The sequence below is a fragment of the Arsenophonus nasoniae DSM 15247 genome (genome assembly GCF_000429565.1).
Classification (GTDB): domain Bacteria; phylum Pseudomonadota; class Gammaproteobacteria; order Enterobacterales; family Enterobacteriaceae; genus Arsenophonus; species Arsenophonus nasoniae.
Genome location: NZ_AUCC01000026.1, coordinates 1 through 14,041 on the forward strand (window position 1 = coordinate 1; position 14,041 = coordinate 14,041).

Genomic DNA, 14,041 nt, shown 5'->3' on the forward strand with positions numbered 1-14,041 from the left:
GCTTAATTATAAGCTATAAATCTCTACAGTTTTATTAGACCACTACAAGTTTTGACGCAGGAACATTAGCCAAAAACCATGTGACTTCACCCAATCCGGATTTTGTTTCTTTTGGTACGACACTAGAATCTGGAGGCTATGCGGAAACACGAAATTATTTTTATGAAGTGAATATTCCTGATATAGCGGAAGTTCCTATTAGTCCAATTACAATGGGAGTTGAAAAAGTTAAAACGCCACCCAAAATATTAACTCCCAAATTATTACTTTCTGCGGCAAATGCACAGGATTCTAAATTTATTGCAATGATGCCAAATAAGTCTGTCGAAGCGACATTCATCACTCCTGTACCCTATAAATATATTACTCGTTATAAAAATAATCGTACTGGAGGAGGATGGATAAACATACAACATTCTTAAAAGGAAAATTTATGTTTTGATGAAATTTATCGGGGAGAAATAACAAATTTTTGTTTGAGCTCCCCCATAAACCCATTTTTTAGTTAGTCTGGTAGCCGTTTATAGCTTTGTATTACGATTTGCTCAGGTTGTTTTGCTATATTAACTACTTTGTCATAATCTTTGTGAGATACAACTAGGAAATAGCATTAAAATAAAATCTAGTTTTGCTAAATCAATAAGTTATCTATTTTTATTTGTTAGCAGTTGCACTAAAAGTACAACAATACTCGATTTGCAAACCTAGCGCTAACCGAACTTATCACCATTTAATGTGACACAATCAACTCACTATGGTAAGAATTAACCTATTTTTATATGACTTTTTACCCGCTATATTTTAATTACTAATTAGCGGGTTTTTTATGCCATTTTTTACTTATCTGCTTTCTGATACAATTTTACCATTACAACAAATAATGGAAAATGCTCAGTTAACAGCCTATGCGATTAAATTACAATCAACAACAAGCGGTTGAATATGTTGACGGCTCCTGTTTGGTACTGGCTGGGGCGGGCTCAGGTAAAACCCGGGTTATTACCCATAAAATTGCCTACTTAATTCGTCAGCGTGGTTATTTACCGCGTCAGGTAGCGGCCGTCACTTTCACCAATAAAGCGGCTAGAGAGATGAAGGAGCGTGTTGGGCAAACGTTAGGGAAAAAAGAGACCAGAGGATTAATGGTTGCCACTTTTCATACTTTAGGCTTGGAAATTATTAAGCGGGAATATAGCGCATTAGGCCTAAAGGCCAATTTTTCATTATTTGATGAACACGATCAAATGGCTCTGCTGAAAGAGCTGACCTTTGATTTATTGGAAGAAGATAAAGATCTATTACGCCAGTTGGCTTCTACTATCTCTAACTGGAAGAGTGATCTATTAACGGCCAACCAAGTGATGGCACAGGTAAAATCAGAACAACAACAACGGTTTGCTGAATGTTATCGGCGTTATGAATTACATTTATCAAGTTGCAATGTGCTGGATTTTGATGACTTAATTACTAAACCGACCCGCTTGCTGGATGAGAATGAAGAGATACGTTCGCGTTGGCAGCAAAAGATCCGTTATCTGCTGGTGGATGAATATCAAGATACCAATACTAGCCAGTATCAACTGGTTAAATTGTTAGTGGGTAACCGTGGACGCTTTACTGTTGTTGGTGATGATGATCAATCTATTTATTCCTGGCGTGGTGCTCAACCGCAAAATTTAGCGTTACTAAAAACCGACTTCCCTCAGCTTAAGGTGATCAAACTGGAGCAAAATTATCGCTCTTCTGGCCGTATTCTGAAAGCCGCTAATATATTGATTGCTAATAATCCGCATGTTTTTGATAAAAAGTTATTTTCTGAATTGGGTTATGGTGAAGCGTTAAAAGTTATCACCGCTAATAATGAAGATCATGAGGCAGAGCGTGTGATCGGCGAATTGGTTGCCCACCATTTTGTCAATAAAACCCAATATAAAAATTATGCTATTTTATATCGTGGTAATCATCAATCGCGCCTATTTGAAAAATTATTGTTACAAAACCGCATTCCTTACCGTATTTCCGGTGGAACTTCATTTTTTTCACGTGCAGAAATTAAAGATATCTTAGCTTATTTGCGGATACTAACTAATCCCGATGATGATAGTGCCTTTCTCCGCATAGTGAATACCCCTAAACGCGAAATTGGGCCGAAAACAATCCAAAAATTAGGTGAATGGGCGATTTTACGCCAAAAAAGCCTGTTTGCTGCCAGTTTTGATGTTGGACTTGAACAAACATTAACTGGACGTGGTTTGACGGCATTACAGCATTTCACTCGTTGGTTAGCAGAGATTGCCGAACGAGCAGAACGTGAGCCCCTGCTTGCGGTTAGAGATCTCCTGCATGACATTGATTATGAAAGTTGGTTATATGAAACATCAAACAGTACCAAAGCGGCTGAAATACGGATGAAAAATGTTAATCAACTATTTGGCTGGATGGATGAAATGATTAATGGCAATGATATTGATGAGGCAATGACGTTATCTCAGGTTGTATCACGCTTTACCTTGCGGGATATGATGGAGCGTGGGGAAACGGTTGAAGATTTAGATCAGGTGCAATTAATGACTTTGCATGCTTCAAAGGGACTCGAATTCCCTTACGTTTTTTTAGTCGGTATGGAAGAAGGATTATTACCCCATCAAACCAGTATTGATGAAAATAATATTGATGAAGAACGCCGGCTGGCTTATGTGGGCATAACTCGCGCTCAGCGAGAGTTATTCTTTAGCCATTGTCGAGAGCGACGGCAATATGGTGAGCTTATTCGACCGGAGATTAGTCGTTTTTTACATGAATTACCACAAGATGATTTGATCTGGGAGCAAAATAAAAAAATAGTCACCGCCGAGCAGCGAATGGAAAAAGGCCAGTCTGCGATTGCGGATATCAGAGCCAGATTGGGGTTAAACAGAAAATAAATTTTGCTAACTAAAATAGATTGAGCTTATTGTGTTAATTCAGTTTGTTCTTCTAGTAACAAAGGCCAATTGATATTACTTTGCCATTGGATTTCTTGCTGTAAATTTTCATAACAGAGCGGATGTTCCAATAACCATTGATGGGGTAATGTAAGGATTAAGGTTTCTTTATTTGCTCTAAGACGTAATAACGGTATGGTATTGTCACGACGTGGAAGAGTAAAAATAATCGCCAGTCTTAAAAGCCGACAAAGAAGAATAGCATATTGGACAGGGATCGCATTTTGTTGGATTAGTTCTGTTAACTCAATCGGGCCAGTTTGGTTTTTAAGTAAAGTCGCTAATAAGCGTTTTTGCGTAAGTGTATAACCTGGCATATCAAGATGGCTGATGAGATAATGGGCATGTTTAGTAACATGACGAGCATCAATACTTAAGCCAATTTCATGCAGCGCGCTGGCACCTTTTAATAGCTCATCAAGTTGGTGATTATCACGATAAAAGCTTTTCTTTAATTGTGAATAAAAATATTCAGTTAGCCTCTTTACCCGGTTAGCCTGCTCAATATCAACTTGAAAACGATGTTGAATATTGGCAAGTGTAATTGCGCGTATATTCTGTTTTGCAGGAAGATCAAGCATGTTATAGATTAACCCTTCACGCAATGCCCCGCCTGCTAATATCATGTAATCGATTTTCAATTCGGCAAATATGGCAATTAAAATAGCTAAACCACTGGGAAAAACTAGCGCTCGTTCTAGCGTTAATCCTTTGATTTCCAATTCTTCTAATTTTCCAGAGGTGATCGCGGCTTTTTTTAATAATTGTAATTTATCTAGCGTAATACGTTCATCCATGCCAGCAGCTAGCATAATTTCTTGTATAGCCTGTATTGTACCTGAAGCACCGACACAAATTTGCCAACCTTGCTTAATAAGTCGGCTCGCGCTAGGTTTAATAATTTTATGTGCAGCAGTTTCAGCTTGTGTGAAATTTTCTTCGGTCAAATTACGATCTTTAAAGTAGTGTTCAAGCCAGGTAACGCAACCCATATTAAGGCTAACAAGTTGACTATGTTTAACATGGGTACCGGTAATGATTTCAGTACTGCCACCGCCGATATCTATCACTAGTCGTTTATCTGAACCGCCAGTGGTATGTGCTACCCCTTGATAAATGAGTTGTGCTTCTTCTTCACCAGTAATAATTCTGATGGGATGCCTTAGAATATTTTCTCCTTGCTTAATAAAAAGGTCAGCATTCTTAGCGAGACGAAGGGTTGCTGTAGCAACAATTTGCACTTGTTCAGTCGGAATATCTTGTAAATACTCGGAAAAAAGATGCAAACATTGCCAGCCACGATCCATTGCGTGTTGAGATAAATAGTTACTTTCATCAAGACCAGCGGCCAGTCTGACTTTACGCTTTATGCGGGCAAGGGTTTGTACATAACCAGAAATTTCTCTTACTACTAACATATGAAAGCTGTTAGAACCAAGATCGATTGCTGCGTAAAGCGATGATTTTAACATATGTTTATTAGCTCGGACGTTTACGATTGTTGCGTGAATTATTCTGTCGGCTTTGACTACTATTATTACGCCGTGTTCCGCTAGCGCGTGGACGACGACGTGGTTTTGGCGTCGGTAAATCTTGTAATAATGCTTCACTATTGTATTTGCTGACCGGGATTTGATGCTGAATATACTCTTCAATAGCCGGTAGATTTAAAGAATACTCTTCACAAGCCAAACTAATCGAATGACCACTTTCACCCGCGCGCCCAGTACGACCAATACGATGGACATAATCTTCACAATCATCAGGGAGATCGTAATTAAATACATGCGTGACAGATGGAATATGTAAACCTCTAGCGGCAACATCTGTGGCAACTAAAATATCTAAATGGCCTTGAGTGAACTGTTCAAGAATACGTAGCCGTTTTTTTTGTGCCACATCACCGGTCAGTAAGCCAACACGGTGACCATCAGCAGCAAGATGTGCCCAAATATCTTCACAGCGATGTTTAGTATTAGCAAAAATTATACATCTTTCGGGCCACTCTTCCTCGATTAACGTTTGTAACAGACGCATTTTTTCTTCATTAGAAGGATAGAAAAGTTCTTCTTTAATGCGATGACCTGTTTTTTGTTGAGGTTCTACCTCAATATATTCGGGTTGATTCATTTGTTCAAATGCCAGTTCTTGAACACGATAAGAAAGTGTTGCGGAAAAGAGTAAATTCAAGCGTTGGGCAGCGGGTGGCATTCGACGAAATAACCAACGAATATCTTTAATAAAACCAAGATCATACATGCGGTCAGCTTCATCAAGTACAACTACCTGAATGCGACCTAAATGAATGTGGCCTTGTTTAGCATAATCGATCAAGCGCCCGGTTGTACCGATAAGAATATCTACTCCCGATTGGAGTACATGCAGTTGTTCGTCGTAGCCATCACCACCATAAGCTAAGCCCATTTTTAAGCCTGTTATAGCGGCTAATTCTTTTGCATCGGTATATATCTGAACGGCTAACTCCCGTGTAGGAGCCATAATTAGCGCTCTAGGTTGATTAACTTGACGTTCTGAATTTGTTGGATGTGTTAGTAAATAATGAAATGTTGAGGTAAGAAAAGCCAATGTCTTACCTGTTCCTGTTTGTGCCTGCCCCGCAACATCACGGCCTTCGACAGTAAAAGGCAATGTTGACGCTTGTATCGGCGTACAATTATGAAAGCCATTTTTATTAAGGGCTTCAATAACTTTAGGGTGTAGGGCGAAGTCTATAAACTTCTTGTCTGTCAAATGTGTTTTACTCATAGTGTGTTAGAATATCAGTTAACGGTTGCTTTATGAAAGAAGATTGTTTGAAATAAAGCAAACATGGTTAAATTAATGTTAGACTGAAACGACATAAAAACTTGATCCTTGGAGTATCGCAATGAGCGAAAAAGTTATTCATCTATCTGGTATTGATTTTGAAGAAACAGTCAAATCTGCAAAAAAACCAATATTAGTTGATTTTTGGGCTGAATGGTGTGGCCCTTGTAAAATGATCGCCCCTATTTTAGACGAAATTGCTGATGAATATACAGCTAAATTGATTATTGCCAAATTGAATGTTGATGAAAGTATTGATATAGCAACTATATATGGTATTCGTAGCATTCCTACTTTAATGCTTTTTAAAAATGGCGAGAAGGTTGGCCAGCAAGTTGGTCTTCTGTCTAAAACTCAATTAAAAGAATTTTTAGACAAAAACCTCTAATTTTTCCTAAAATATTAACAACGGACGTTTAGTAGACCAATATTTTTCTCAATTTCTTGTTAGACGTCTGCTTTTTATGCAATTCATAGCTAGACGTCTGCTTTGAAGCATGGTAACTTAGCGCCATTACTTAATATGATACGCGTTATTTATCTTAATGTGTACATATTGGATATGCTATTGTATAGACATATTTGTTATCTCTGGATAATCTATATCCTACAATGGTCTGAATTCCATTGACTCCCATAGAGATAATTCTTTTAGACAGACATGTTCCATTTGTTATTTGCTTGGTGCTGTTGTGTAGGGCCTAAGAAGTATAAAGTGAGATTTCCTCATCAACTTTGAGATGAATTCTTATAGTCTTATTCTGTCTTTGCTGTATAAAGAGTGTTATCTAAGGTAGTAAATTAACAAATTACTGCTACTACATGAATTTATATCCTAATGAAATTGATATATACATCAAGAATCGTTAAGGTTTTTGTATTTTTATTTAAACAGGCATTTAGAGATTGCTATACTATTTATTGTTCATAGTTCAAAAAATATACCCCGAGTTTAAGAACCCACCATTATGAATCTTACCGAATTAAAAAATACGCCGGTATCTGAATTGATTACTCTTGGCGAAAGTATGGGGCTAGAGAACCTAGCCCGCATGAGGAAACAGGATATTATTTTCTCGATTTTGAAGCAGCATGCGAAAAGTGGAGAAGATATTTTTGGTGATGGCGTGCTAGAAATTTTGCAGGATGGATTTGGATTCCTTCGTTCTGCTGACAGCTCTTATCTAGCCGGTCCTGACGATATTTATGTTTCTCCCAGTCAGATTCGTCGCTTTAATCTACGAACGGGAGATACTATATCAGGAAAAATTCGTCCTCCTAAGGAAGGAGAACGCTATTTTGCCCTACTAAAAGTTAATGAAGTTAATTTTGATAAACCTGAAAACGCCCGTAGTAAAATCCTGTTTGAAAATCTGACACCGCTACATGCTAATAACCGTCTACGTATGGAGCGTGGCAATGGGTCAACAGAGGATTTGACAGCTCGTGTTTTAGATTTGGCTGCACCGATTGGGCGTGGGCAGCGTGGTTTAATTGTTGCTCCACCAAAAGCAGGTAAAACCATGTTATTGCAGAATATTGCAGCTAATATTGCCAATAACTATCCAGACTGTGTTTTGATGGTGTTGTTAATTGATGAGCGTCCCGAAGAAGTGACCGAAATGCAACGTCTAGTTAAAGGTGAGGTCATTGCTTCAACCTTTGATGAACCTGCATCCCGTCATGTTCAGGTTGCTGAAATGGTAATAGAAAAAGCTAAACGTTTAGTTGAACACAAAAAAGATGTCATCATTCTTTTAGATTCGATTACGCGTCTTGCTCGTGCTTACAATACAGTAGTTCCTTCCTCTGGAAAAGTATTAACTGGTGGGGTGGATGCAAATGCATTACATCGTCCAAAACGTTTTTTTGGTGCGGCACGTAATGTAGAAGAAGGTGGAAGCCTAACCATAATTGCTACAGCACTAGTTGATACTGGTTCTAAAATGGATGAAGTGATCTACGAAGAGTTTAAAGGCACCGGAAATATGGAGTTACATTTGTCGCGGAAAATAGCGGAAAAACGTGTTTTCCCGGCGATTGATTATAATCGTTCCGGTACGCGTAAGGAAGAATTATTAACCTTACCTGATGAGTTACAGAAAATGTGGATATTGCGCAAAATTATTCATCCTATGGGTGAAATTGATGCAATGGAATTTTTAATTAATAAATTAGCAATGACGAAGACCAATGATGAATTTTTCGATTTCATGAAACGTTCTTAAGTTGTTATTTGTTTAATTATTTATTGTAAAACGCCACTTTTATGTGGCGTTTTGTTTTGTTCGTTTTTATTATCCAGTAGTCTCTATTTTGGTATAGATTTTGCTTATTAATAGCTGGTACAAGATGATAGAAATGTTTTGTTATTGTTACATATACGCTAACTTAAAGTACACTTATAGTCTATACATGGAAATGGATGCAGTGGATGGTGTCTAAAAAAATTATAAGAGAGTAAATATTGTGCACACACTAGATTTACTAATCGATGTTTTTTGGGTTTTCTTGTTTTCATTGATCTTTATATTTATTGCGAGAAAAGTGGCAAAAAGATTTGGTCTGGTAGATGAACCTAATCATCGAAAAACACATCAGGGAGAAATTCCTTTGGTTGGTGGTATTGCGGTTTTTTTTGGTATTAGTTTGGCATTCATGATTACAAACGAATACATTCCACATAAATGGTTGTATTTGATTTGTGCTGGGATTTTAGTATTTGTTGGTGTATTAGATGATCGCTTTGATATTAGTGTTAAAATTCGAGCAACGATTCAAGCGATTGTTGCGCTTGTCATGATTTATTTTGCAGGCCTAATATTAGATAACTTAGGTTATGTCCTTGGCCCATGGCAAATAAAATTGGGGCCTTTAAGCTATTTGACGACGTTATTTGCTGTTTGGGCAGCGGTTAATGCTTTTAACATGGTTGATGGTATTGACGGTCTGCTTGGTGGGCTTTCTTGTATCTCATTTGCTGCGTTAGGTATTTTGCTTTATCAAAATGGCAATATGGCATTAGCTTTTTGGTGTTTTGCTGTTATTGCTGCCATTCTTCCTTATATATTCCTGAATTTAGGTTTATTGGGAAAGCGCTATAAAGTGTTTATGGGAGATGCGGGTAGTACATTAATTGGTTTCACCATTATTTGGTTGCTTTTGATGTCGACACAAGGTGAGCAACGTTCAATTAAACCAGTGACGGCTCTTTGGATTATTGCTATTCCTTTGATGGACATGATTGCCATTATGTATCGGCGCCTTCGTAAAGGAATGAGTCCTTTTTCACCCGACAGACAACATATTCATCATTTGATTATGCGGTCAGGTTTTACTTCAAGCCAGGCTTTTATCTTAATTACTTTAGCGGCAGCTATTTTAGCAGCGATAGGCATGATCGGTGAACGTTCAAGTTTTATTCCTGAATGGGTGATGTTGGCATTATTTTTGCTTATATTTGCTGTCTATGGCTATTGTATTAAACGTGCTTGGAAAGTGGCGCGTTTTGTGAAACGGGTTAAACGTCGGATGCAACGTATAGCAAAATAAATAAACAAATGTTTAAAGGAGTGTCATACCAGTGACAAAATCAGAAACACAACCCAAACCTAATTCTCACTTACAGTCTGTTGAATATGAGTTAGATATCAAAAGGTTATTTTGTGCGCTATGGCAGGGAAAAATATGGATTATCTCTTTAGCATTTATTTTTGCGGCTGTGGCATTGATTGTTTCTTACATGATGCAACAAAAATGGAGTGCTAATGCTGTCACTGATTTACCTACAGTTAATAATTTAGGGGCATATTATTCCCAACAGCAATTTTTACGAAATTTGGATTCGCATATTAATGAAGCGCAAGATAATCAGTTGCCAACCATTGCGAATCAGGTTTATCAGGAATTTACTGCCCAAGTTGGTTCTTATGATACCCGCCGAGAATTTTGGTTAAATAGTGATTACTATAAAACACGCATGGAAGGAAATGCTAAGGCTGATGCTGTATTACTTGATGAATTAATTGATAATATTCAATTTACCCCCCAAGATGATAACAAGATACTCCATGATAATATAAAATTAATTGCTGAAACGGCTTCTGATGCGAATCAATTACTACGTGAATATATTTCTTTTGCTAACAAACGAGCGACTTTTAATCTTAACGAGCAGATTAAAGGTGTATGGCTAGCAAAGGAGCAGTCTTTTAAAACATTAGTTAAACGTCAGGAAATGGTCGCAAAGGCAAGTTATGAACGGCGTTTAAATATCCTACAGCAATCGTTAAAAGTTGCTCAAAAGCAAGGCATTTCACGTAATAAAGTCGATGTCCCGATCGATCAACTACCTGATTCAGAAATGTTTCTATTGGGTACTTCCTTATTACAAGCACAAATTGAAACATTACAGGCAACTGGGCCTAATTATGATGAAAGCTATGATCAAAATATAGCAATGTTAGCGACATTAAATGTAGAACCTGTTCTCGAGAATAATTTTCAAACTTACCGCTATTTAAGAACACCAGAAGATCCAGTTAAACGTGATAGTCCTCGTCGAGTGTTAATGATGATCATTTGGGGAATGATTGGTGCTTTAAGTGGGATAGGTATTGCATTGTTAAGACGCAAAACCTAATTATTTGCTAAACATATAACAATAGGGGACTTCAACAAACTATTAATATGTTGAAGGTAAAATCATTATTGATGTTACATCTCATTAGTAGATGAAGTTAAAATAAAAAAGAGAGTCATTGTGAAAGTGTTGACTGTGTTTGGTACTCGTCCTGAAGCCATAAAAATGGCTCCACTTGTACATGCTTTGACAAACGATAAGGCTTTTGAGTCGAAAGTTTGCGTAACTGCTCAACATAGAGAAATGTTGGATCAGGTATTGCATCTTTTTGAGATCATACCTGATTATGATTTAGATATTATGACTCCTGGACAAGATTTAACTGATATTACTTGTCGTATTCTTGAAGGGATGAAACCCGTATTGCTATCTTTTAAACCCGATGTGGTATTGGTTCATGGTGATACGGCAACCACGATGGCAACCAGCCTGGCTGCCTTTTATCAGCGTATTCTGGTTGGTCATGTTGAAGCAGGATTACGAACCGGTAACTTGTATTCTCCTTGGCCAGAAGAAGCTAATCGTAAAATTGCCAGTCATCTGGCTATGTATCACTTTGCGCCTACCGAGTACTCACGAAGAAATTTACAACGCGAGTCGATCCCTGATCATCGCATTTATGTTACTGGTAACACGGTAATAGATGCATTGTTCTGGGTACGTAATAAAATGATGAATGATGCCACAATACGGGCAAGCCTTGCTGCGCAATATCCTTTTCTTGATCAAAATAAAAAGATGCTGTTAGTTACAGGACATCGGCGGGAAAGTTTTGGTAGCGGATTTGAGCGTATTTGCCATGCATTAGCTGAAATTGCCAGAAGTCATACGGATGTTCAAGTTGTTTATCCGGTTCATCTCAATCCAAATGTCAGTGAACCAGTACAACGAATTTTGCAGGGTATTAATAATATAATCTTAATTGATCCACAGGATTATTTACCTTTTATTTATTTAATGAATAACGCTTATTTGATCCTGACAGATTCAGGGGGTATTCAAGAAGAAGCGCCAGCTTTAGGTAAGCCCGTATTAGTGATGCGTGATACTACTGAGCGCCCAGAAGCGGTTGAAGCTGGTACGGTACGTTTAGTCGGTACACAAACAGAAAAAATTGTTCAAGTCGTAACGCAATTATTAACGAATGACGATGCTTACCAGAAAATGAGCCGTGCACATAATCCTTATGGTGACGGTAAAGCTTGCCTGCGAATTCTTGAAGCGTTGAAAACAAATCAGGTGACATTATGAGTTTTGAAACTATTTCTGTTATTGGTTTAGGTTATATCGGTTTACCTACCGCCGCTGCTTTTGCTGCTCGACAGAAAAAAGTGATTGGGGTTGATGTTAATCAACATGCGGTTGATACGATAAATCAAGGTAAAATTCATATTGTTGAACCAGATTTAGATAAGACGGTAAAAACAGCCGTAGAAGCTGGTTATTTGAAAGCGTTTACCACACCTCAGAAGGCGGATGCGTTTTTAATTGCAGTTCCTACACCGTTTAAAGATGATCATAAACCTGATCTGTCTTATGTTATGGCAGCGGCAGAATCTATTGCTCCGTTTTTAAAAAAAGGCGATTTAATTATTCTGGAGTCTACCTCGCCAATCGGCGCAACGGAGCAAATGGCAGGGCAACTGGCTGCTATACGTACTGATCTGACATTTCCACAGCAACAAGGCGAAAATTCAGATATTGATATTGCTTATTGCCCTGAGCGTGTTTTACCAGGTAAGGTCATGGTTGAGCTGATCGAAAATGATCGCGTTATTGGTGGTATGACAATGAAGTCATCTCAACGAGTCAGTGAATTGTATAAAATTTTCCTGGCAGGTGAATGTGTGCTCACCAATGCGAAAACGGCTGAAATGTGTAAATTGATAGAAAATAGTTTTCGTGATGTCAATATTGCTTTTGCCAATGAACTGTCTTTTATTTGTGCCGAGCAAGGGATTAATGTTTGGGAACTAATTAGTTTGGCCAATCGTCACCCTCGGGTCAATATTTTACAACCTGGCCCTGGTGTTGGAGGCCATTGTATTGCTGTCGATCCCTGGTTCATTGTTGCTCAGAATCCAAAGCAATCCCGTTTGATTCATACTGCTCGTATAGTTAATGATAGTAAGCCAGTCTGGGTTGTCGATCAGGTCAAGACAGCATTAGCAGATTGTGTAACTGAGACAGGAAAACGGGCAAATGAAATTAAAATTGCCTGTTTTGGGCTTGCCTTTAAAGCGGATATTGATGATTTACGGGAAAGTCCCGCTATGCAAATTACTAAAATGATTGCCGATTGGCATATGGGCACCACTTATGCTGTAGAACCGAACATTGATGAGTTACCAAAAGTATTAAATGGCTCTTGTCAATTGATATCTACTGAAGTTGCCATTGCTAATGCAGATATTATTTTGTTGCTGGTTGACCATCAACAATTTAAGGCAATTAATGGTGAGCAAATTCGACAAAAATGGGTGGTTGACACCAAAGGAGTATGGCGTTGAAACGTATTTTAGTGACGGGTGGGGCTGGATTTATCGGTTCGGCAGTTGTGCGTCATATCATTGAGCACACTAACGATAATGTGCTAGTGGTTGATAGTTTGACGTATGCCGGTAATCTGGAATCGTTAGCGTCAGTGGTAGACAACCCTCGTTATACTTTTACCCAGATAAATATTGCTGATAGACCGGCAATGGATAAAATTTTTGCGCAATATCAACCTGATGCTGTTATGCATCTAGCGGCAGAAAGTCATGTTGATCGCTCGATTGATGGGCCCGCCGCCTTTATCGAAACCAATATTGTTGGCACTTATCATTTATTAGAGGCTGCTCGCAATTATTGGAATCATTTAGACCAGCAGAAAAAACCGTTATTTCGCTTCCATCATATTTCTACCGATGAAGTTTATGGCGATTTGCATACAACTGAGGGGTTATTTACCGAAACAACCCCTTATGCACCAAGTAGCCCTTATTCTGCATCAAAGGCTTCTAGTGACCATTTAGTCAGAGCCTGGCAGCGTACTTATGGCTTACCAACACTGGTGACCAATTGCTCTAATAATTATGGCCCCTATCACTTTCCTGAAAAATTAATTCCTTTGATCATATTGAACGCGATAGCCGGTAAATCATTGCCTGTTTATGGTCAAGGCGAACAGATCCGTGATTGGCTGTATGTTGAAGATCATGCCCGTGCATTGCACTTAGTCATCAGTCAAGCAGATGCGGGGAAGACTTATAATATTGGCGGCCATAATGAGCGTAAAAATATTGATGTGGTAAAAACAATTTGCGATCTGCTGGAAGAATTACGGCCGGTTAAGCCGAATGGAGTGACTCATTATCGTGATTTGATTACCTATGTCACTGATCGTCCAGGCCATGATATGCGTTATGCAATTGATGCTAGCAAGATAGAGCAAGAGTTGGGATGGAAGCCACAAGAGACTTTTGAATCGGGTATGCGTAAAACCGTTGAATGGTATTTAAGTAATGAAACTTGGTGGCGTCATGTGCAAGATGGTTCATATGCTGGTCAACGTTTAGGTATTGCCACATAATTGAAAACGAGGAAA

The 14,041-nt window shown here is 38.4% G+C and carries 11 protein-coding genes; 9 read left to right on the forward strand and 2 right to left on the reverse strand.

Annotated elements, in window-relative coordinates; translation table 11 throughout:
* Window positions 1–80: 80 nt before the first annotated feature.
* Both G468_RS0107700 and rep read left to right on the forward strand, forming a co-directional pair.
* Entirely contained in the window at window positions 81–422 is a 342-nt protein-coding gene (locus tag G468_RS0107700) for a hypothetical protein (protein ID WP_026822635.1), read from the forward strand.
* Window positions 423–905: 483 nt separating this feature from the next.
* Window positions 906–2,924, forward strand: coding sequence for a DNA helicase Rep (rep, locus tag G468_RS0107705; RefSeq protein ID WP_026822636.1), 2,019 nt, complete (start codon window positions 906–908; stop codon window positions 2,922–2,924).
* 26 nt (window positions 2,925–2,950) lie between these two features.
* Here the strand turns inward: rep and gppA are convergent, their stop codons facing one another.
* Together gppA and rhlB are read right to left on the reverse strand one after the other, a co-directional pair.
* On the reverse strand, window positions 2,951–4,456 hold the full coding sequence (gppA, locus tag G468_RS0107710) for a guanosine-5'-triphosphate,3'-diphosphate diphosphatase (protein ID WP_026822637.1): 1,506 nt from the start codon (window positions 4,454–4,456) through the stop codon (window positions 2,951–2,953).
* Window positions 4,457–4,463: 7 nt separating this feature from the next.
* The gene (rhlB, locus tag G468_RS0107715; RefSeq protein ID WP_026822638.1) at window positions 4,464–5,750 is read right to left on the reverse strand and encodes an ATP-dependent RNA helicase RhlB; all 1,287 of its coding nucleotides are present in this window, start codon (window positions 5,748–5,750) and stop codon (window positions 4,464–4,466) included.
* A gap of 121 nt (window positions 5,751–5,871) precedes the next feature.
* Here rhlB and trxA point away from each other — a divergent pair, with 121 nt between their 5' ends.
* The 7 genes from trxA to rfbB all read left to right on the forward strand — a co-directional run bounded on the left by trxA (window position 5,872) and on the right by rfbB (window position 14,026).
* Window positions 5,872–6,198 carry a thioredoxin TrxA gene (gene trxA / locus G468_RS0107720; RefSeq protein WP_026822639.1) on the forward strand — a complete coding sequence of 109 codons (327 nt, stop codon included), beginning with the start codon at window positions 5,872–5,874 and terminating at the stop codon, window positions 6,196–6,198.
* A gap of 580 nt (window positions 6,199–6,778) precedes the next feature.
* Window positions 6,779–8,038 (forward strand): transcription termination factor Rho, encoded by a 1,260-nt coding sequence (gene rho / locus G468_RS0107725; protein WP_026822640.1) that lies wholly within the window; start codon window positions 6,779–6,781, stop codon window positions 8,036–8,038.
* Window positions 8,039–8,279: 241 nt separating this feature from the next.
* Window positions 8,280–9,362: a UDP-N-acetylglucosamine--undecaprenyl-phosphate N-acetylglucosaminephosphotransferase gene (gene wecA / locus G468_RS0107730; RefSeq protein WP_026822641.1), complete on the forward strand. Its 1,083-nt coding sequence runs from the start codon at window positions 8,280–8,282 to the stop codon at window positions 9,360–9,362.
* 31 nt (window positions 9,363–9,393) lie between these two features.
* Window positions 9,394–10,452 (forward strand): ECA polysaccharide chain length modulation protein, encoded by a 1,059-nt coding sequence (wzzE, locus tag G468_RS0107735; RefSeq protein ID WP_026822642.1) that lies wholly within the window; start codon window positions 9,394–9,396, stop codon window positions 10,450–10,452.
* A 120-nt stretch (window positions 10,453–10,572) separates the two neighbouring features.
* Window positions 10,573–11,703 (forward strand): non-hydrolyzing UDP-N-acetylglucosamine 2-epimerase, encoded by a 1,131-nt coding sequence (gene wecB / locus G468_RS0107740; protein WP_026822643.1) that lies wholly within the window; start codon window positions 10,573–10,575, stop codon window positions 11,701–11,703.
* Entirely contained in the window at window positions 11,700–12,962 is a 1,263-nt protein-coding gene (gene wecC, locus G468_RS0107745) for a UDP-N-acetyl-D-mannosamine dehydrogenase (protein WP_026822644.1), read from the forward strand. Before wecB ends, wecC begins: the two co-directional genes overlap by 4 nt.
* Window positions 12,953–14,026, forward strand: a complete 1,074-nt coding sequence (rfbB, locus tag G468_RS0107750; RefSeq protein ID WP_026822645.1) for a dTDP-glucose 4,6-dehydratase — start codon at window positions 12,953–12,955, stop codon at window positions 14,024–14,026. The genes wecC and rfbB overlap by 10 nt, the downstream gene beginning before the upstream one ends.
* Window positions 14,027–14,041 lie beyond the last annotated feature (15 nt).

What these genes read in the sequence shown, in the direction of transcription:
- rep (WP_026822636.1), top strand. Translation starts at nt 906, where the DNA reads ATGCGATTAAATTACAATCAACAACAAGCGGTTGAATATGTTGACGGC.
- rfbB (WP_026822645.1), top strand. Translation starts at nt 12,953, where the DNA reads ATGGCGTTGAAACGTATTTTAGTGACGGGTGGGGCTGGATTTATCGGT.
- rho (WP_026822640.1), top strand. Translation starts at nt 6,779, where the DNA reads ATGAATCTTACCGAATTAAAAAATACGCCGGTATCTGAATTGATTACT.
- rhlB (WP_026822638.1), bottom strand. Translation starts at nt 5,750, where the DNA reads ATGAGTAAAACACATTTGACAGACAAGAAGTTTATAGACTTCGCCCTA.
- trxA (WP_026822639.1), top strand. Translation starts at nt 5,872, where the DNA reads ATGAGCGAAAAAGTTATTCATCTATCTGGTATTGATTTTGAAGAAACA.
- gppA (WP_026822637.1), bottom strand. Translation starts at nt 4,456, where the DNA reads ATGTTAAAATCATCGCTTTACGCAGCAATCGATCTTGGTTCTAACAGC.
- wecC (WP_026822644.1), top strand. Translation starts at nt 11,700, where the DNA reads ATGAGTTTTGAAACTATTTCTGTTATTGGTTTAGGTTATATCGGTTTA.